Consider the following 18,245-nt stretch of genomic DNA (forward strand, 5'->3'; position numbering starts at 1 on the left):
CACCATGCGCACCATCGGCTCGGCCCGGACGGGTTCGATCGCCATGCGCATGCCTGGGTGAACCGCTAAGCGCCACCCACCCGGCACAAGCCGCAGCGACGAAGGCCCGTCCCCCCCAGGACGGGCCTTTTTTCGTTTCCGCGCACCCCTTCCCCCCGCAGTCCCCGAAGGCCCACCCATGCTGCTGAAGATTGCCCTTCCCAACAAAGGTCGTCTCTCCGAAGAGGTGCGTGAGCTGTTCAACGACGCGGGCCTGGAAGTGAAGGCCCGGGGTGAGCGCGCCCTCACCGCGTCACTGGGCGGCGAGTTCGAAGCCATCTTCGTCCGCGCGCAGGACATCCCCGAGTTCGTCGCCGACGGCGCGGCGCACGCGGGTGTCACCGGCTGGGACCTGGTCAACGAGGCCGGGCGCGAGCTGGAGCTGCTGATGGACCTGGAGTTCGGGAAGTGCCGCCTGGTGGTGGCCGCCCGCGAGGAGAGCGGGCTCACCAGCGCGGACGACGTGAGGAGCGGGAGCCGGGTGGCGTCGTGCTTCCCCAGGCTGACGCAGGCCTTCTTCGAGAAGCGCGGGCAGAAGGTGACGGTGGTGCCGGTGTCGGGCGCGGCGGAGATTGCCCCCCACCTGGGCATCGCGGACATCGTGGTGGACCTGACGTCCACCGGCTCCACGCTGAAGATGAACGGGCTGCGCGAGGTGGCCACGGTGCTGGAGTCCAGCGCGCGGCTGGTGGCCTGCAGGTCCAACGTCCCGGAGGCGCAGCGCAAGCTGGAGGAATTGAAGCTGGCGCTGGGCTCGGTGCTGGCGGCGCGGGGCAAGCGCTACCTCATGGCGAACGTGCCGAAGACGGCGCTCCAGCAGGTGCGCGAGGTGCTGCCGGGCCTCAACGGCCCCACGGTGGTGGACGTGCTGAACGGCGGCAACTTCGTGGCGGTGCACGCGGTGGTGCCGTCGAAGACCATCTACCGCACCGTCAACGCGCTCAAGGCCCTGGGCTGCGAGGGCATCCTCGTCACCCGCATCGAGAGGTTGATGGCGTGATGGACTCCCTCACTTCTTCCATCCTCAGGTATCGCGGTCCGCTGTCCGCCCTGTCCGCGGAGGACCGCCGTCGGCTGCTGAACAGGGCAGGCGGCTCCGATGCGCGCGTGGCCTCGCGAGTCAGCGAGCTCATCGCCCGCGTGCGAGACGATGGCGACCGGGCGCTCTTCGAGCTGGCGCGCCAGTTCGACCGAGTGGAGCTGAAGTCGCTGGAGGTGCCGCGCGAGCGCTGCGAGCAGGCACTGGCCTCGTTGGACTCCTCCGTGCGCGACGCGCTGACCCGAGCGGCGCGGAACATCGCCCGGGCGCACGAGGCGCAGAAGCCGCGCGCCGTCGAAATCGAGACGGAGCCCGGCGTGTGGGTGGGGCGGCGGCCGGACCCGCTGGGGCGCGTGGGGGTGTACGCGCCGGGGGGCCGGGCGGTGTACCCCAGCAGCGTGCTGATGGGCGTGGTGCCGGCGAAGGTGGCGGGCGTGGGCGAGGTCATCGTCTGCTCGCCGCCGGGGCCGGACGGGCTGCCCCACGTCAGTGTGATGGGCGCGGCGGCTCTGGCGGGCGCGGACCGCGTCTTCGCGCTGGGCGGCGCGGGCGCGGTGGCGGCCCTGGCCTACGGGACGGAGAGCGTGCCCCGCGTGGACCGCATCGTCGGACCGGGCAACGCGTACGTGGCCGAGGCGAAGCTCCAGGTGGTGGGCGCGGTGGCGATTGAGGCGCCGGCCGGGCCCAGCGAAATCCTGGTGATTGCGGACGGCACGTCGAGCCCGGACGCGGTGGCGCGGGAGATGCTGGCCCAGGCCGAGCACGACCCGGAGGCCGCGTGCGTGACGCTGGCGGTGGGCGAGGTCCACGCGGACGCCATCGCCCGGGCGGTGGAGCGGCTGGCGCAGGGAGCGAGGCGCTGGGAAATCGTCACCTCGGCGCTGGGCTCGCGAGGCGCGGTGCTGAGCGTGGCGTCTCTGGAGGAAGCGTGGCCCTTCGCGGGTGACTTCGCGCCGGAGCACCTGCTGCTCGCCACCGCGTCGCCGCAGTCCGACCTGTCGCGCGTGCGCAACGCGGGCACCGTCTTCCTGGGCGAGCGCTCGTCGGTGGCCTACGGCGACTACATGACGGGCTCCAACCACGTGTTGCCCACGGCGGGGCTGGCGCGGGCGTACTCGGGGCTGAACCTGCTGGACTTCTACCGGTGGACCACGTGGCAGCGCGTGGACGCTCCGGCGGCGGCGGCCCTGGCGGAGGACGTGGGTGTCCTCGCGGACAGCGAGGGCCTCTTCGCCCACGCGGACGCGGCGCGGGCCTGGAGGCGCCCGTGATTCCCACTCGCGCCTCGTACCGGGACATTCCCCTCTACGCGCCGGCGAAGAAGCCGTGCCGCGTGGACCTGAGCGACAACACCAACCTCTTCGGTACGCCGCCCTCGGCGGTGCGCGTGCTGCGCGAGGCGTCGCTGCGTGCCGTGTCGGGCTACCCCGCGGGCTACTCGCCGGACCTGCGCCGCGCGGTGGCCGCGTATGCAGGGGTGGCGCCGGAAGCGGTGGCGACGGGCTGCGGCTCGGACGGCATCATCGACAGCGCCATCCGCGCGTTCCTGGAGCCGGGCGACGTGCTCGCCTTCCAGGACCCCACCTTCGTCATGGTGCCGCTGTACTCGAAGATGAACGGGGTGAAGGCCGCGCCGGTGCCGCTGCGCGCGGACTTCGACGTGGACGCGGACGCGCTCGTGGCGACGGGCGCGAAGGTCATCTACCTGTGCTCGCCCAACAACCCCACCGGCACGGCGCTGTCGCGCGCGGCGGTGGAGCGGGTGGTGGAGCGGGCGCCTGGCCTCGTCATCATCGACGAGGCCTACGTGGAGTTCGCGTCGGGGCCGGGCTTCCTGGACCTGGCGCGCACGCGGCGCAACGTGCTGGTGACGCGGACGTTCTCCAAGGCCTACGGCCTGGCGGGCATGCGCGTGGGCTGGGCCGTGGGCGCCCCCGCGCTGGTGGCCGAGGTGGAGAAGGCCCGGGGCCCGTACATGCTCACCGCGCTGTCGGAGGTCATGGCCACCGCCGTGCTCACCGAGGACCGGGAGTGGGTGACGGCTCGGGCACAGGAGGCGGTGGCCAACCGCGAGCGGCTGAGAGGCGAACTGGTGCAACTGGGCCTGCGCCCGTTGCCGTCGGAGGCCAACTTCCTGATGGTGCCGCTGCCGGGCGCGGCGAGGGTGGCGGAGCGGATGCGGGAGCGGGACGTGAATGTGCGGGCCTTCCAGGGGCTGACCGGGGTGGGGGACGCGCTCCGGATTGGCAGTGGACCCTGGCCCCTCTTGGAGACGGCGCTGGCGGCGCTGCGGGAGTCACTGCGATGAGAGTCACCCTGTTCGACTACGGAGCGGGCAACCTGCACTCGCTGGCCAAGGCGCTGGCCACGGTGGAGGGCACGGAGGTGCGCGTGCAGGAGGACCCGGTGCGCGCGCTGGACACGGACGTGCTGGTGCTGCCGGGCGTGGGGGCCTTCGGCGCGTCGGCGGCGCGGCTGGAGCCGGGGCGTCAGGCCATGCGTGACGCGCTGGAGCGTGGACTGCCGTGCCTGGGCATCTGCCTGGGCATGCAATTGCTCTTCGACAGCAGCGAGGAGGGCGCGGGCACCGGCCTGGGCTACTTCTCCGGGAAGGTGACGCGGCTGGCCTCGCGGCGCGTGCCGGAGATTGGCTGGAACACCGTGGAGGACGACCGCACGCTGGCCAGCGCGAAGCTGGACACCGTGTACTACGCGCACAGCTTCGTCTGCCGAGCGACGGACCTGTCCGTCGTCACCGGGTGGACGACACACGAGGAGGACCGCTTCCCCGCGGCGGTGCGCAGGGGGAAGGTGGTGGGCGTGCAGTTCCACCCGGAGAAGTCCTCCGCGTCGGGTGTGCGGTTCGTGCAGGCCTTCCTCCAGGAGGTGGCACCGTGATTGCCATTCCCGCAATCGACCTGCGCGAGGGCGCGTGCGTGCAGTTGGTGGGCGGCTCGTACGACGCGGAGAAGGTCCGGGTGAACGACCCGCTGGACGCGCTGAGGCAGTGGCGCGGCCACGGCTTCAGCACCTTCCACGTGGTGGACCTGGACGCGGCGCTGGGGAAGGGCTCCAACGCGGACGCCATCTTCCGGCTGACGTCGTACGAGCGCGGCCTCACCTTCACGGTGGGCGGCGGCGTGCGCAACTCGGACCGGGCGGAGGCCTTGCTCGAAGGGGGCGCGTCGTCCGTCGTGGTGGGCACGCGGGCCATTGAAGACACCGCGTGGCTGTCAGAAGTCGCGGGCCGCTACCCGGGCCGGGTGGTGGTGGCGGCGGACGTGAAGGACCGCGAGGTGGTGACGCGCGGGTGGACGGCGGGCAGCGCACGGGACATCCGCGACGTGCTCGCCGCGCTGGAGCCGCTGCCGCTGGCCGGGCTGCTGGTGACGGCGGTGCACAAGGAAGGGCAACTGTCGGGCGTGGACCTGCCGCTGATGCAGGAGGTGGCGCGAACCAGTCGCCACCGGCTCTACGCCTCGGGCGGGGTGACGACGTTGGAGGACCTGAGGGCGCTGGCGGCGGCGGGGGCGTACGGGGCGGTCATCGGCATGGCGCTGTACACGGGCAGACTGGACGCGCGCGCGGTCGCGCAGGAGTTCGCGGGATGACCACCGTCATTCGGGAGACGAAGGAGACGAAGATCCAGGTGGAGCTGGCGCTCGGCAAGGGCGTCACCCAGGTGGACACGGGCCTGAAGTTCTTCGACCACATGCTGGCCACCTTCGCGCGCTACGCGGGCCTCGACTTGAAGCTGCACGCGCGGGGCGACCTCACCCACCACGTCATGGAGGACGTGGCGATTACGCTGGGCACGGCGGTGCAGAAGGTGATTCCCGCCACCGCGGCGCGCTTCGCGGAGCGGACCATCCCCATGGACGACGCGCTGGTGCAGGCGTGCCTGGATGCGGGCGGGCGCTTCTACTACCAGGGCCCGCTGAAGAACCGGCTCTACGAGCACTGGATGCGCTCGTTCAGCGAGCACGCGAAGGTGACGCTGCACCTGCGCGTGCTGCGCGGCAAGGACAGCCACCACGCGACGGAGGCCGCCTTCAAGGCGCTGGGTCTGGCACTGCGAGACGCCATGGTGGACTCGGGCACGGTGTTCAGCATGAAGGGCTCCGTGGCCCTGGAGGTGAAGTGATGCTCACCCGGCGACTCATCGTCTGCCTGGATGTGAAGGGCGGGCGTGTGGTGAAGGGCGTCCAGTTCGAGGGCCTGCGCGACGTGGGCGACCCCGTGGAATTGGCGAAGCGTTACGAGCAGGAGGGCGCGGACGAGGTGACCTTCCTGGACATCTCCGCGAGCGCGGAGGAGCGCGGCACCCTCTGGGATTTGGTGCAGCGTACCGCGGAACGACTGTTCATTCCGCTCACCGTCGGCGGCGGTGTGCGCACGGCGGACGACGTGGGCCGGGCCCTGCGCGCGGGCGCGGACAAGGTGAGCATCAACTCGGCGGCGGTGGCCAACCCCGCGGTGCTGACGGCGTGCGCGGAGCGCTTCGGCGCGCAGTGCGTGGTGGCGAGCATCGACGCCAAGAGGGAAGACGGGCGCTGGCGCGTCTATACCCATGGCGGCCGGAAGCCCACGGACCTGGACGCGGTGGCCTGGGCCCGCGAGTGCGTGTCGCGCGGGGCAGGGGAGGTGCTGCTCACCAGCATCGACCGGGATGGAGCGCGCACCGGCTATGACCTGGAATTGACGCGCGCGGTGGCGGACGCGGTGGACGTGCCCGTCATCGCGTCGGGCGGGGCGGGCAACGCGGCGCACGTACGGGACGCGCTGAAGCAGGGCGGCGCGGACGCGGCGCTGGTGGCCGGCATCCTCCACGACGGCGTCACCACGGTGGGCGCCATCAAGTCGCTGCTCCGAGAGGGCGGCCTGCACATCCGGAGCGGGACATGAACGACAGACAGGCACTGATGCAGGCGGCGGCGGACGTGGCGCGGAAGGCCGGGGACGTGGCGCTCGGCTTCTTCCGTGGCGGCATCGCGGTGGACACCAAGTCGGACGGCACGCCGGTGACGGTGGCGGACCGGACGGCCGAGCAGGCGGCCCGCGACTGGATTTCGGCCCGCTTCCCGGACGACGGCATCCTCGGAGAGGAGTTCGGCGAGACGCGGCCGGGCGCGGAGCGCCGGTGGATTCTGGACCCCATCGACGGCACGAAGACGTTCATCCGTGGCGTGCCGCTGTGGGGCACGCTGGTGGCGGTGGCCAAGGGCGAGCGCATCCTCGCGGGCGCCGCGTACTTCCCGGCGGTGGGCGAATTGCTCGTGGCCGCCCCGGGGCAGGGCTGTTTCTGGAATGACAAGCCGACGCGCGTCTCCCGCCAGGCGGAGCTGTCCAACGCCGTGGTGCTGTCCACCGACGAGCGCTTCCTCGTGCACCCGGAGCGGGGCGAGGCCTGGCGCGCCCTGGCGAAGGAGGCGGCCATGGACCGCACCTGGGGTGACTGCTACGGCTACCTGCTCGTGGCCACGGGCAGGGCGGAGGTGATGGTGGACGAGGTGCTGTCGGCCTGGGACGCGGCGGCGCTGCAGCCCATCATCGAGGAGGCGGGCGGCGTCTTCACCGACTGGACGGGCCGGCAGACCTCCTTCGGCGGCAACTGCATCGCGACCAATGGCGCCCTGGCGCGCGTGGTGCGCGAGCGGCTGGGCGCGACGGAGGTGGTGCGATGACGGCGGTGACGCTGGATTTGAACCGGCTCGACTTCGCCAAGGGCGGGGGGCTGGTGACGGTGGTGGCGCAGGACGCGAGCACCGGGGACGTGCTGATGGTGGCGCACGCGGACCGCGAGGCGCTCGAACGCACGCTGGCCACCCGCGAGATGCACTACCGCTCGCGCACGCGGGGCCTGTGGCACAAGGGCGCCACCAGCGGGAACGTGCAGCGCGTGGTGTCGCTCAGCGCGGACTGCGACGGGGACGCGGTGCTGGCCCGGGTGGAGAAGGCCGGTCCCGCCTGCCACACGGGCGAGGAGACCTGCTTCGGTCCCGGCCGGTGGGACGCGCTCGCCGCGCTGGACGCCACCATCGCCCGGCGCGCCACCCAGGCGCCCCCCGAGGGCGAGAAGCCGAGCTACACGCGCCGGCTCCTGGACGACCGGAACCTGCGCTTGAAGAAGATTGGCGAGGAGGCCGCGGAGCTGGTGACGGCGTGCGCGGATGGCGACAAGGAGCGCGCGGTGGAGGAGGCGGCGGACGTGCTCTACCACGTGCTCGTCGCGGTGAAGCCGCTGGGCCTCACACTGGAAGAGGTGAAGGCCGTCCTCGCCCGCCGCGCCGCGCGCTGAAGCAGCGGCGCGCGCGTGGACTCCGTCGCGAGGACAGTGGCCATTTGCACCGAGCGTGCATAACTGCACACGCAAGGAGGAAGTCACGCATGGCCGCGAAGGCGAAGAAGCAGGTGAGGTCCTCGGCGAAGAAACAGGCGAAGCCCATGGCGAAGAAGGCGGCGAAGTCCGCGCGAAAGGCACCCCAGGCAAAGCGCGCCGCGAAGAAGGCGCCGGCGAAGAGGGCGTCAGCGAAGAAGGCGCCGGCGAAGAAGGCAGCGGCGAAGAAGGTGCCGGCCGCGAAGAAGACGGGCGCGCGCAAGCAGGGTGGCTCGAAGAGCCCGGGCACCGCCGCGCGTGCAGCCGGCAAACGCCCGCGCCGCGCCGCCGCGAAGAAGAGCGTGCGCGGGGCCCGCATGCCGGCGCCCGCGCCCACGATGCCCGCCCCCGCCGACGTGGGGATGCCGGCGGAGCCGCCGCCGACGGCCAGCCAGAGCTGAGTGGATCAGGCGCCCCACGGGCGCCGCCGTTCCCACAGCCGGGGGCCGGGACTTTCAAGCCTTCCCGAGTCATGGAGGGCGATCAGGGGCAGTGTCACCCTCGACCCGGACGGTTTTGTCCGCCAGGACTGCAGCGCGACAGCGTGGCTGCCACGCAATGTGGATCAGGGTAGGTGCTCACTCTCTTCAACGAGAGGAGTGTTCCTGCTACACATTCGAGCGCACGGCGGAGTGGAGATCGCCGGGCGGGCGCTTGCAAACCGTCCGCCTCACCGGAGGCATCGTGAACGGCCCCACCTACAAGGCTGAAATCATCGACCGCGTCATCTTCACCCGCTGGCCGAATCCTCCGACGAAGGAGGACGTCACGACGATCCTGGCGCAGATGCAGGATGCGGCCAAGCGGCTGGGCGCGAACCTCATCTACGTGGGCTCGGTGAGCCCCAAGTCGAAGGTGCCGGACGCGCAGGAGCGCGCGGTGCTCAACCAGTTCCTCCTCGACGCCCGCCGCACCTGCGTGGAGCAGGCGTGGCTCATCTACGAGGGCACGGACCTGCAGCACAACCTCCAGCGCGTCATCATCTCCGGCGTGCTCATCCTCACGCGCACCTTCGACAACTTCCTGTCGGTGGCCAAGTCCGGTGAGTCCATCGTCAAGGACGTCAGCGCGGTGCTGAAGAAGGACGCGACGCCCATCTTCACCATGGCGAAGGAGAAGGGCCTCCTGGGCTGAGAGGCCCTCCGGCGCTGGCACCTATCGCGCGCCGATGACCTCCAGCTCCTTCACCTCCACGCCCGCTCGCTCCGGGAGGACGCTCACCGCGTCCACGTCGAGCAGCGGCACCGTGGGCTTGCAGTCCTCCCACTGGCCCGTGCCACGGAAGTGGCACACGGTGGGGTTGACGAAGGAGAAGCCTCCTTCGGGATCCTTCAACCCCACCCCCGAGGGGGTCCGGACGATGGCCCGCAGCGAGCCCGGCCCGGTGGCGCGGATCCGCAGGGACGCGAGGTGCTTCAGCTCGGGGGCATAGCCCGCGCGCAGGGCCCCGTCCGCGGCCCACCGCTTGTCGGGCGCGGCATTGCTCACGACGACGCCGGTATTCACGTCCCCGTCGAAGGCCTGCCGCCCGGGCTCCGTGCCCGTCACCTGGTCTGGTTGCACGGCCTTCGTCTCGACAGTGGAGGCGGTGACGAGTGCCACCAGCTTCGGCGCCGCCTGGAGCCCCTGCTGCGCGGCGGCGGCCCGCAGCACCCCGTCCGGCAGCAGCCCGGCCTTCGCGCACGCGGGCGCCAGCTCCGACACGAGCGTCCGCACCGCGTCGTTGACCGGGGTATCGGACTGGGCGGCCGGCGCGAGCCCCAGCCGGACGAGCGAGTCACAGGCCGCCTTCGTGCCCTCCTGTCCGGCGTGAGCCACGTTCCAGCGCAACTCCGCCAGCGCCGTCGCGTCGGGCACCCGGCCCACGGCACCCTCCAGCAGCGCCTGGCCCACGCTCTGGGCACAGACGTTGGCGGCGGGCGGGCAGCGCTCACAGAGCGAAGCGAGCAGCCCCCTCAAGGGCGCCGATTCGCCTGCGGCGAAGGGCGCCCGCACGGCCAGCGCACCGCCGAGCTCGCAGGCCCGGTCCGGGAGCGCGGGGCAGGCGTCCAGCTTCTGGCGGGCCTCGTCTTGGGCCTTGGCGTCCTGGGGGGCCCGCAGGGCGCCGTCGAGGGCGCGCTCCAGGGTGCGGCACTCGGGAGAGGGCACCGGGAGGCCCGGGGTGGGGGAGGCGGCGGGCGGGACTTTGCCGGCCGCGTCACGCCGGGTGTGCTCCTTCGGTTGGTCACCGGGCGACACATCCCGGTGCGTCACCCAGTAGAGGCGGCCAAAAGCGGCCAGCGCCAGCAGCATCAGCAGAAGCGTTCGGACGGGGAAACGGCGCACGAGCAAACTCCTTGATTCCAACCGGGACCGGGGGTTATCAGCCCCCCCGGGTTCCATCCGCAATAGTTACGGAGGCGTGCGTGGCTGAGACGTTCGACGTGGTGATCATCGGTTCGGGCCCTGGTGGCTACGTGGGTGCCATCCGAGCGGGTCAGCTCGGGCTGAAGACGGCCATCATCGAGAGGGACAAGCGGCTGGGCGGCACCTGCCTCCACCGTGGCTGCATCCCCACCAAGTCCCTCCTGTGGACCGCGGAGCTGTTCCACCACGTCAAGGAGGCGGCCGACTTCGGCATCGACGTTTCCAGCCCGACCATCAACTGGGCGAACGCGATGAAGCACAAGAACAAGGTCGTCACCAAGGGCGCGGGTGGCATCGACTTCTTGATGAAGAAGAACAAGGTGACCGTGGTCAAGGGCCATGGCCGCATTGCCGGCAAGGGCAAGGTGGAGGTCACCGCCGAGGACGGCTCCAAGCAGGTGCTGGAGGCGAAGAACATCATCATCGCCACCGGCTCGGTGCCCAAGTCCCTGCCCAACGTTCCCGTGGACCACAAGCGGGTGATGAACAGCGACTCCATCCTGGAGATCGACCACATCCCCAAGAGCATCATCGTCCTGGGCGCCGGCGCGGTGGGCTGCGAGTTCGCCTCCGTGTTCAACCACGTGGGCAGCAAGACCTCGATTGTCGAGTACATGCCCGCGCTGCTGCCGATTGAGGACGCGGACATCTCCAAGGAGCTGGAGAAGCTCTTCAAGCGCCGCGGCATCGACGTGCACACCGGCTCGGCGGTGGAGAAGGTGGAGCACACCGCGGACGGCGTGCGCGTCACCATGAAGGTCGGCAACGAGACGAAGACGCTCGAGGCCGAAATCCTCCTGTCCGCGGTGGGCCGTGCGCCCGTCACCGAGGATGTGGGCCTGAACCTGACGAGCATCAAGCCCGAGCGCGGCTTCATCAAGGTCGACACGATGATGCGCACCACGGAGCCCAACGTGTACGCGGTGGGCGACGTCATCCCCACGCCGATGCTCGCGCACATGGCCAGCGCCGAGTGCGTGGTGGCGGTGGAGCACATCGCCGGGAAGAACCCGCAGCCCATCAACTACGACCTCACCCCGTCCGCCACGTATTGCTACCCCGAGGTCGCCTCGGTGGGCCTGACGGAGAAGAAGGCGAAGGAGCGCGGCTACGACGTGAAGTTCACCATCGCCCCCTTCGGCGCGGTGACGAAGTCGGCCATCTCCAACGAGTCGATCGGCATGATCAAGGTCATCTCCGACAAGAAGTACGACGAGGTGCTCGGTGTGCACCTCATCGGCCCGCACGCCACCGAGCTGCTGGCCGAGGCGTGCGTCGCGCTGAAGCTGGAGATCACCACCGAGGAGCTGGCGAACACCATCCACGCGCACCCCACGCTCTCGGAGATCATGCACGAGGGCGCCGAGGCCACGCTGGGTCACCCGCGCCACTTCTAGTCGGGCGCCGTAACTCAAAGGGCTCACGCCCGTGAATCACTCAGGCCGTCCCGGGCTCCATGCCCGCGGGCGGCCTGTCCATTTCCGGGGGCACGTGCACCGGCACCTCCAGCAACTCCGCCAGGTCGAACGCGTCCAGCAGCGCGTGCCCGTGCAAATCGTTGTTGAAGTAGACCCACGCCGTGTGGCCGCGCGCCCGCCAGGCACTCAAGTCCCTGGCCACGGGCCGCAGGGCCTCGCGCCCGTAGCGCCTGGCATGGCGGCTGCCCGCGCCGTGGAAGCGGAGGTAGCGGAAGGCCGCGGTGGGCCTCGGGGCGGGCAGGGGGGCCTGGACGAGGTCGTGCTCGCACAGCGCGGCCTTGTGCCGGCGGAGCACGTCCAGAACCTCCGGGTGGTACCAGGCGGGGTGGCGGAACTCGACCACCTGCTGGACGCCCGGGGGCTGCGCGGCCAGGAAGCGGGCCAGACGCTCCGGGGCGGGCTTCGTCATGTGCGGCGGGAGCTGCCAGAGGACGGGGCCGAGTTTCCGGCCCAGGCGGAGCACCGGCGTGTAGTAGCGCTCCAGGCCCTCGCCCACGTCGGCCAGGCGCTTCATGTGCGTGAGGAAGCGGCTGCCCTTGCAGGCGAAGCGGAAGCCCGCCGGCACCGCGTCGCGCCAGCCGTCCACGGCCTGCGCGGTGGGCAGGCGGTAGAAGGTCGCGTTGAGCTCCACGGTGGTGAAGACCTGGGCATACCGGGGGAGCCACCGGCGGGTCGGCAGGCCGGCGGGGTAGAGCAGTCCCTTCCAGTGCGTGTAGACGTACCCGCTGGTGCCCAGGTGGATGACGGCCATGCCCACAGCCTGGGCATCCGGGCGTGGCGGTGCTTCTCCCGCTCGGGCTGCTTGCCCGGCGTCAGGGCATTAGTAGGGAGACGACAACAGGGAAGCTGCTGGCGGGGGCTGACGCCTCGCGTTAGAGGCTTCCCGCTTGAACGTCTTTCGTCCAACCCATAGAAGGCGCGCGATCCATGGCGACTCCCGACCGGTTCCCTCTCCCCCAGGTGACTGAGACCACCCGCAAGCCGGAGTGGCTCAAGGTGCGTCTGCCGCACGGCGAGGGCTACGAGCGGGTCAAAGCGATTGTGAAGCGGACGAAGCTGGCCACCGTGTGCGAGGAGGCCCGCTGCCCGAACATCGCCGAGTGCTGGGGCGGTGGCACGGCCACCGTCATGCTGATGGGCGAGGTCTGCACGCGCGCCTGCCGCTTCTGCCACGTGAAGGTGGGCGCGCCCCCGCCGCTGGACCCGATGGAGCCCATCCATCTGGCCCAGGCGGTGAAGGAGATGAACCTCGAGTACATCGTCGTCACGTCGGTGAACCGTGACGACCGGCCGGACGGTGGCGCCAGCCACTTCGCGTCCGCCATCCGCGAGCTGCGCAAGGAGAGCCCGAAGACCATCGTCGAGGTGCTCATCCCCGACTTCAAGGGCGTGGAGAAGGACCTGACCACGGTGGCCGAGGCGAAGCCGCACGTCGTCGCGCACAACGTGGAGACGGTGGAGCGGCTCACCCCCACCGTGCGAGATCGCCGCGCCACCTACCGCCAGTCGCTGCGCGTGCTGGAGTACCTGAAGAACCGCCCCGAGGGCCTCTACACCAAGACGTCCGTCATGGTGGGCCTGGGCGAGACGGACGCGGAGCTGGAGCAGACGTTCAAGGATTTGCGCGGCGTGGGCGTGGACGTGCTGACGCTGGGCCAGTACCTCCAGCCGTCGCAGTACCACCTGCGCGTGGAGCGCTTCGTCACGCCCGCGCAGTTCGAGGCGTACAAGTCGCTGGCTGAGTCGTACGGCTTCCTCTACGTGGCCTCGGGCCCGCTCGTGCGCAGCAGCTACCGCGCGGCCGAGTTCTTCATGAAGGGCCTGATGGAGCGCGAGCGTCTCGAGCGCCTCGGCTGAGCCGGGCATGGCCACCATGGGCGAGACCTTTCGATTCGTGGCTTGACGCACACCCTGTTCCTCTCGGAAAGACGACCCCATGGCGATCTTCGAATTCAAGCTCCCCGACCTCGGTGAAGGCGTGATGGAAGGCGAGCTGGTGAAGTGGCACGTGAAGGAAGGCGACCCCGTCAAGGAAGACCAGGTGCTCGCCGAGGTCATGACGGACAAGGCCACCGTCACCGTCCCCAGCCCCAAGGCGGGCCGCGTCGTGAAGACGCACGGCAAGGAAGGGGACATCGCGAAGGTGCACCAGCCCCTCGTCACCATGGAGATCGAGGGCGCGGCGCCGGCGCAGGCGGCGGGCCACGGTGCGGCGGCTCCGGCTCCGGCGGCTCCCACTGCTTCGGCGGGCGCGACGGCTCCCGTCGCCGCGGCCGCTGCGGCGGCTCCGGCCACGAAGGTGTTGGCCACGCCCGTGACGCGGCGAATGGCGCGCGAGCACGGCCTGGACCTGGCGACCATCGCCGGCTCGGGGCCTCAGGGCCGCGTGACGAAGGCGGACGTCAAGGCGGCGCTGGAGGGTGGCGGTCAGAAGAACGTGGTGGCGCCCGCTGCCCAGCAGGCGCGTCCCGCCGCGCCGCCGGTGTCGGCCGGTCGCGCGGACGAGCGCGTTCCCCTGCGCGGCCTGCGCAAGAAGATCGCCGAGAAGATGGTGCGCTCGAAGTTCACGATGCCGCACTTCGCTTTCGTGGAAGAGGTGGACGCCACGGACCTGGTGGCCCTGCGCGCGCGGCTCAACAAGCAGCTGGCGGCGGCGGGTGACAACACCAAGCTCAACTACCTGCCGTTCATCATCAAGGCGACCATCGCCGCGCTGAAGAAGTTCCCGCACCTCAACGCCAACTTCGACGAGACCACGCAGGAGCTGGTGGTGCGCGGCGAGTACAACATCGGCATGGCGGTGGCGACGCCGGACGGCCTCACCGTGGCGGTGGTGAAGGACGCGGACCGGCTGACGCTTGCCGAGTTGGCACAGGAGACGGCCCGCCTGGGCGTCGCCGCGCGCGAGCGGAAGTTGAAGCTGGAGGAGCTGACGGGCGGCACCTTCACGATTACGTCGCTCGGCCAGAGCGGCGGCCTGTTCGCCACGCCCATCATCAACCACCCCGAGGTGGGCATCATGGGCGTGCACAAGCTGAAGCAGCGCCCGGCGGTGAAGGACGGCCAGGTGGTCGTGCGCGACATGATGAACCTGTCGCTGTCGTGCGACCACCGCGTCATCGACGGCTCGGTGGCGGCGGACTTCGTGTACGAGGTCATCAAGTATCTGGAGAAGCCGGACCTGCTGTTCCTGGCCATGGCGTGAGCCAGGCGCCATGACGGCCCCGCTCTCCACGGGAGCGGGCGCGCCGTCGGACGAGGCGACCGCCGCGCTTCGCGAAGCGGCGTCGCTGTTCGAAGGTGTGTATGCCCGGCTGGCCTGTCACCGGGCCGGGCAGCGCTCGGAGCTGCGGGCCATTCCGGGAGACCGCGCGGTGGCACCCGGAGACGATTAGGCTCACTGCGTATGGCCGACAATCCTCGCGACCTCATCCGTGCCGCGCAGTCCGCCGAGCTGCAAGGGGACGTGGAACGCGCCGTGGACTGCCTCACGCGGGCAGCGGAGCTGTACCAGAAGGCTGGCAATGCACCCCGGGCGCTGCAGCTCCTGCGTCACGCGCGCAAGCTGGACGGCAGCCGGGTGGACATCGCGGAAGCGGTGAACCGGCTGGAGTGGATGCCGGAGACGCTGCTCGCACGCCCCCGGTCCGGGGATGACGAGGACGCGCGGCTGGCGGCGGAACTGGACCGTTCCCTCGGCGAGGAGCCCCTGCCGGAGCTGGTCCGGAGGCAGCGGCTCATCGAGGACGCCCTGCGCGAGGCCGGCATGCACGCGGGCGACGACGAGGATGCGCCTCGTGATGGCAAGGCATGGGTCATCGAGACCGAGCCCGCGGAGGACCTTCAGCGGTTGGAGGCACAGCTCGCGCGGGTGGCCGCTTCGGTAGACGCCGCCGAGGTGGCGCGCGCGGGTGGGGCAGGGGCCTTGCCAGTGGAGACCGTGCGTGCGGCGATGTCTGCCGACGTCGTGGAGGCGCGTGGCACGGAGCCTGGCGGCGGAGGACCCCGGGGGCTTTCCGTCCAGGACGCCGCCTCCACGGAGCCCCGCTCGGCCCCGGAGTCGGAAGCGGAGAGCGCGGATTCCGCTCCCCGGCGCAGGCGTGAGAAGCGGCTCATCGAGCGGGGGCCGACGCGCGCGGACGCGGCGCTGGATGCATGGTGCTCCTTCTGCTGCCGTCCCCGATCCGAGGTCGGAGACCTGGTCGCCGGCCCCACGGGTTCGTTCATCTGCGCGGGTTGTCTGTCGGAATCCGTGTCCCTGCTCGCGGACGTCACGCCCGTGCCGCTTCCCGCGCGCCAGCGCCCCGTGGAGACGCAAGGTGCCTTCATGGCGCTGGTGGGGCAGGCCGAGGCCCAGGCCCTGCTGGAGCGTGCGCTGCAAACGGGCGCGCGCTGCCTGCTCGCCGTCGGCCCCGAGGGCTGCGGCAAGAGCGTCTGGTTCCAGCAACTCCAGCGGCAGGAGCGCGGCGTGCCCGCCTCCCTCTCCGCGCTGGAGCAGGCCCCCACGTCGCAGCCCCTCCTCATCGAGGACGTGGACCGCATGGACGCCGCGGCGCACGCGAGCCTCGCCGCGTTCCTCTCCCGCCACCCACGGCACACGGTGGTGCTGAGCACGCGAGGCCTCTGTCCGGACGCGCGAGGCCCCGTGCTTCGCAATGACTCAGGCGCGCTGCCGGTGCCCACCACGGCCGCGCTCGCTCAGGCCGTGCGAGGCTCCACCGTCCCCGTGAGCCTCCTGGAGCATGTGCAGGTCCTGCTGCCCCTGCACGCGCCCACGCAGGCCGAATTCGTGGAGATTGCCCGGAGGCGGCTGGCCTTGCGCGAGCCGGCGGTCTCCCTCACCGAGGACGTGCTCGCCGCCTTCGCCGCCGAGGCCGTGCGCTCGCCGCGCGCCGGGCACGAGCTGCACGCGCTCCTCAACCGGGTGCCCGCGGGGACGTGGGGCCTGGACACCGCGGCGAAGCCGACCGCTCCGCGCAAGGGCCGGCGGAAGGGGAGCCCGTGAACGCCATCACCGTCTACCGGCTCGGCCGCGTGGAGTACGAGGACGGCCTGAACCTGATGCGCCTCTTCGGCGAGTCCCGGCGGCAGGGGCTCTCCGGCGACGTGCTGCTGTTGCTGGAGCACCCGCCCGTCCTCACCCTGGGCCGCGCCGCGAAGCGGGAGAACATCGTCGCCAGCGACGAGCGTCTCGCCGCCGAGGGCGCGGAGGTCTTCGAGACCAACCGCGGCGGCGACGTCACCTACCACGGGCCCGGGCAGCTCGTGGGCTACCCCATCTTCCTGCTCCCGCCCGAGCGCCATGACGTGCGCCGCTACGTGCGCGACGTGGAGCGCTCCGTCATGCAGGTGCTCGCCCGCTGGGGCATCACCGCGGGCCCCATCCCCAAGTGGCCCGGTGTCTGGATTGGCGAGGAGGGCTCACCGGACGCGCGCAAGGTCGCCGCCATCGGCGTGCACCTGTCGCGCTGGCTCACCACGCACGGCTTCGCGCTCAACGTGAATACGCGCCTGGAGCACTTCCAGCTCATCGTCCCCTGCGGCATCCGCGAGGCCGGCGTCACCTCCATGCAGCGCGAGCTGGGCCACCCCGTTCCCATGGCCGAGGTGGAGGACGCCATCGCCGACAGCTTCTGTGCCGTCTTCGACAGTGAGCGCGTGGATGCGCCGCCGCCCATGCGGACGGTCAGCATCGCGGTGGTGCGCGGCCACGGCCCGGAGGCCCGGGTGCTGCTCGTGCGCCGCAAGCCGGAGCGCGGCGGTTTCTGGCAGGTCCTCACCGGCCGCCTGGAGCCCGGCGAGTCCCCCGCGCAGGCCGCGGCCCGCGAGTTGGAAGAGGAGACAGGGCTGCGCCTGACGCCGGTGGACCTGGACTACCGCCACGCCTTCGCCCTGGGGGAGACACTCCCGCCCAGACTCGTGGAGGAGAACGGCTTCGCCGTCCACTGCGCCCCGGACGCCGAGGTGCGCCTGGGTCCGGAGCATGACGCCTACGAATGGTTGGACGTGCCCACGGCCCTGGAGCGGCTGCCCTTCCGGGGCCTGCGCGAGACGGTGCAGCGCGCCGTGGCGACTACAGCTTGATGACCATCGACTCCTTGGCGGCAATCGCCTCGGGGCGGTGCTTGCGCACCTGACGCAGCAGCTTGTCCATGCTCGCGTCGTCGCGCCCCGGGTCATGGTGGAAGAGCACCAGCGTCTTCACGTCGGCCGCGTCCGCCGCGCGCACCGCCGCCTGCCACGTGGAGTGGCCCCAGCCCGTGCGAGCCGGCCCCTTGCGGCCCTGGTACTCGTCTTCCGTGTACATGGAGTCGTAGATCAGCAGGTCCGCCCCGCGCGCGAACTCGAACAGGCCCGGATCCATCGTGCTGCTGTGCTCCACGTCGGTGGCGTACACCACCGAGCGGCCCTCGCAGTCCACCCGGTAGCCCAGGTTGCCGCCCGGGTGGTTCAGCTCCAGCATGCTCACCTTCGCCGGGCCGACCTCCAGGGTCTCCGTCGGGGACAAATCGCGATAGGTCAGCTGCGCGCGGAACACGCCCTCCGCCGTCACCGGGAAGTAGGGCTGCACCATCTGCCCGCCGAGAATCTGCTTCACCGTCTGCCCGTTGCGGGGCGAGCCATACAGCGTGAAGGCGTTGCTCGGCACGAAGATGGGGCCGAAGAAGGGCAGCCCCTGCAGGTGGTCGTAGTGGTAGTGCGAGATGAAGATGGATCCGCGCACCGGCTTCGCCTCGGCCAGCAGCGCGTCACCCAGCGCCCGCGCTCCCGAGCCCAGGTCGAAGATGAGCAGCTCGTCCCCGCAGCGGATCTCCACGCACGGCGTGTTGCCGCCATAGCGCTTCGTCTGCGGGCCGGGCGCGGGGATGGAGCCACGCACGCCCCAGAACCGCACCTCGAAGGGCAC

The 18,245-nt window shown here is 71.1% G+C and carries 20 protein-coding genes; 17 read left to right on the top strand and 3 right to left on the bottom strand.

From position 1 onward, the window contains the following. Positions 1–178 precede the first annotated feature (178 nt). The 11 genes from hisG to OV427_RS42245 all read left to right on the top strand — a co-directional run bounded on the left by hisG (position 179) and on the right by OV427_RS42245 (position 8,588). Positions 179–1,039 (top strand): ATP phosphoribosyltransferase, encoded by an 861-nt coding sequence (hisG, locus tag OV427_RS42195; RefSeq protein ID WP_267861886.1) that lies wholly within the window; start codon positions 179–181, stop codon positions 1,037–1,039. Beyond that, complete coding sequence (gene hisD, locus OV427_RS42200; RefSeq protein WP_267861887.1) at positions 1,039–2,349, top strand: histidinol dehydrogenase; 1,311 nt, start codon at positions 1,039–1,041, stop codon at positions 2,347–2,349. Before hisG ends, hisD begins: the two co-directional genes overlap by 1 nt. After that, positions 2,346–3,386, top strand: a complete 1,041-nt coding sequence (locus tag OV427_RS42205) for a pyridoxal phosphate-dependent aminotransferase (RefSeq protein ID WP_267861888.1) — start codon at positions 2,346–2,348, stop codon at positions 3,384–3,386. The genes hisD and OV427_RS42205 overlap by 4 nt, the downstream gene beginning before the upstream one ends. Further along, on the top strand, positions 3,383–3,976 hold the full coding sequence (gene hisH / locus OV427_RS42210) for an imidazole glycerol phosphate synthase subunit HisH (RefSeq protein WP_267861889.1): 594 nt from the start codon (positions 3,383–3,385) through the stop codon (positions 3,974–3,976). The genes OV427_RS42205 and hisH overlap by 4 nt, the downstream gene beginning before the upstream one ends. Further along, positions 3,973–4,689, top strand: coding sequence for a 1-(5-phosphoribosyl)-5-[(5-phosphoribosylamino)methylideneamino] imidazole-4-carboxamide isomerase (locus OV427_RS42215; RefSeq protein WP_267861890.1), 717 nt, complete (start codon positions 3,973–3,975; stop codon positions 4,687–4,689). Before hisH ends, OV427_RS42215 begins: the two co-directional genes overlap by 4 nt. After that, positions 4,686–5,222 carry an imidazoleglycerol-phosphate dehydratase gene (locus tag OV427_RS42220; RefSeq protein ID WP_267861891.1) on the top strand — a complete coding sequence of 179 codons (537 nt, stop codon included), beginning with the start codon at positions 4,686–4,688 and terminating at the stop codon, positions 5,220–5,222. The genes OV427_RS42215 and OV427_RS42220 overlap by 4 nt, the downstream gene beginning before the upstream one ends. Then, positions 5,219–5,983, top strand: coding sequence for an imidazole glycerol phosphate synthase subunit HisF (gene hisF, locus OV427_RS42225; RefSeq protein WP_420718327.1), 765 nt, complete (start codon positions 5,219–5,221; stop codon positions 5,981–5,983). Before OV427_RS42220 ends, hisF begins: the two co-directional genes overlap by 4 nt. Beyond that, entirely contained in the window at positions 5,980–6,762 is a 783-nt protein-coding gene (gene hisN, locus OV427_RS42230; protein ID WP_267861893.1) for a histidinol-phosphatase, read from the top strand. The genes hisF and hisN overlap by 4 nt, the downstream gene beginning before the upstream one ends. Next, the gene (gene hisIE / locus OV427_RS42235; protein WP_267861894.1) at positions 6,759–7,376 is read left to right on the top strand and encodes a bifunctional phosphoribosyl-AMP cyclohydrolase/phosphoribosyl-ATP diphosphatase HisIE; all 618 of its coding nucleotides are present in this window, start codon (positions 6,759–6,761) and stop codon (positions 7,374–7,376) included. Before hisN ends, hisIE begins: the two co-directional genes overlap by 4 nt. A gap of 89 nt (positions 7,377–7,465) precedes the next feature. Then, on the top strand, positions 7,466–7,855 hold the full coding sequence (locus OV427_RS42240) for a histone H1 (protein ID WP_267861895.1): 390 nt from the start codon (positions 7,466–7,468) through the stop codon (positions 7,853–7,855). A gap of 283 nt (positions 7,856–8,138) precedes the next feature. Further along, positions 8,139–8,588 carry a DofB protein gene (locus OV427_RS42245; protein ID WP_267861896.1) on the top strand — a complete coding sequence of 150 codons (450 nt, stop codon included), beginning with the start codon at positions 8,139–8,141 and terminating at the stop codon, positions 8,586–8,588. A 21-nt stretch (positions 8,589–8,609) separates the two neighbouring features. Here the strand turns inward: OV427_RS42245 and OV427_RS42250 are convergent, their stop codons facing one another. Further along, positions 8,610–9,779, bottom strand: a complete 1,170-nt coding sequence (locus tag OV427_RS42250) for a hypothetical protein (RefSeq protein WP_267861897.1) — start codon at positions 9,777–9,779, stop codon at positions 8,610–8,612. Positions 9,780–9,859: 80 nt separating this feature from the next. Between OV427_RS42250 and lpdA the strand changes: the two genes are divergently transcribed. Next, the gene (lpdA, locus tag OV427_RS42255) at positions 9,860–11,257 is read left to right on the top strand and encodes a dihydrolipoyl dehydrogenase (RefSeq protein WP_267861898.1); all 1,398 of its coding nucleotides are present in this window, start codon (positions 9,860–9,862) and stop codon (positions 11,255–11,257) included. A gap of 40 nt (positions 11,258–11,297) precedes the next feature. On the opposite strand, the gene OV427_RS42260 is transcribed toward lpdA, so the two are convergent. Further along, the gene (locus OV427_RS42260) at positions 11,298–12,089 is read right to left on the bottom strand and encodes a DUF72 domain-containing protein (RefSeq protein ID WP_267861899.1); all 792 of its coding nucleotides are present in this window, start codon (positions 12,087–12,089) and stop codon (positions 11,298–11,300) included. A 176-nt stretch (positions 12,090–12,265) separates the two neighbouring features. Between OV427_RS42260 and lipA the strand changes: the two genes are divergently transcribed. The 5 genes from lipA (at position 12,266) to lipB (ending at position 17,422) form a co-directional block, all read left to right on the top strand. Then, positions 12,266–13,195: a lipoyl synthase gene (gene lipA, locus OV427_RS42265; protein WP_267861900.1), complete on the top strand. Its 930-nt coding sequence runs from the start codon at positions 12,266–12,268 to the stop codon at positions 13,193–13,195. Between the two features lie 79 nt (positions 13,196–13,274). Next, positions 13,275–14,543 (top strand): dihydrolipoamide acetyltransferase family protein, encoded by a 1,269-nt coding sequence (locus OV427_RS42270; RefSeq protein WP_267861901.1) that lies wholly within the window; start codon positions 13,275–13,277, stop codon positions 14,541–14,543. 10 nt (positions 14,544–14,553) lie between these two features. After that, entirely contained in the window at positions 14,554–14,733 is a 180-nt protein-coding gene (locus tag OV427_RS42275; protein ID WP_267861902.1) for a hypothetical protein, read from the top strand. 11 nt (positions 14,734–14,744) lie between these two features. Beyond that, complete coding sequence (locus OV427_RS42280; protein WP_267861903.1) at positions 14,745–16,343, top strand: ClpX C4-type zinc finger protein; 1,599 nt, start codon at positions 14,745–14,747, stop codon at positions 16,341–16,343. Then, positions 16,340–17,422, top strand: a complete 1,083-nt coding sequence (lipB, locus tag OV427_RS42285; protein WP_267861904.1) for a lipoyl(octanoyl) transferase LipB — start codon at positions 16,340–16,342, stop codon at positions 17,420–17,422. Before OV427_RS42280 ends, lipB begins: the two co-directional genes overlap by 4 nt. On the opposite strand, the gene OV427_RS42290 is transcribed toward lipB, so the two are convergent. Then, positions 17,412–18,245, bottom strand: coding sequence for an MBL fold metallo-hydrolase (locus OV427_RS42290; protein WP_267861905.1), 834 nt, complete (start codon positions 18,243–18,245; stop codon positions 17,412–17,414). The two genes, lipB and OV427_RS42290, sit on opposite strands and share 11 nt — an antisense overlap.

The organism is Pyxidicoccus sp. MSG2 (assembly GCF_026626705.1).
Taxonomy (GTDB): domain Bacteria; phylum Myxococcota; class Myxococcia; order Myxococcales; family Myxococcaceae; genus Myxococcus.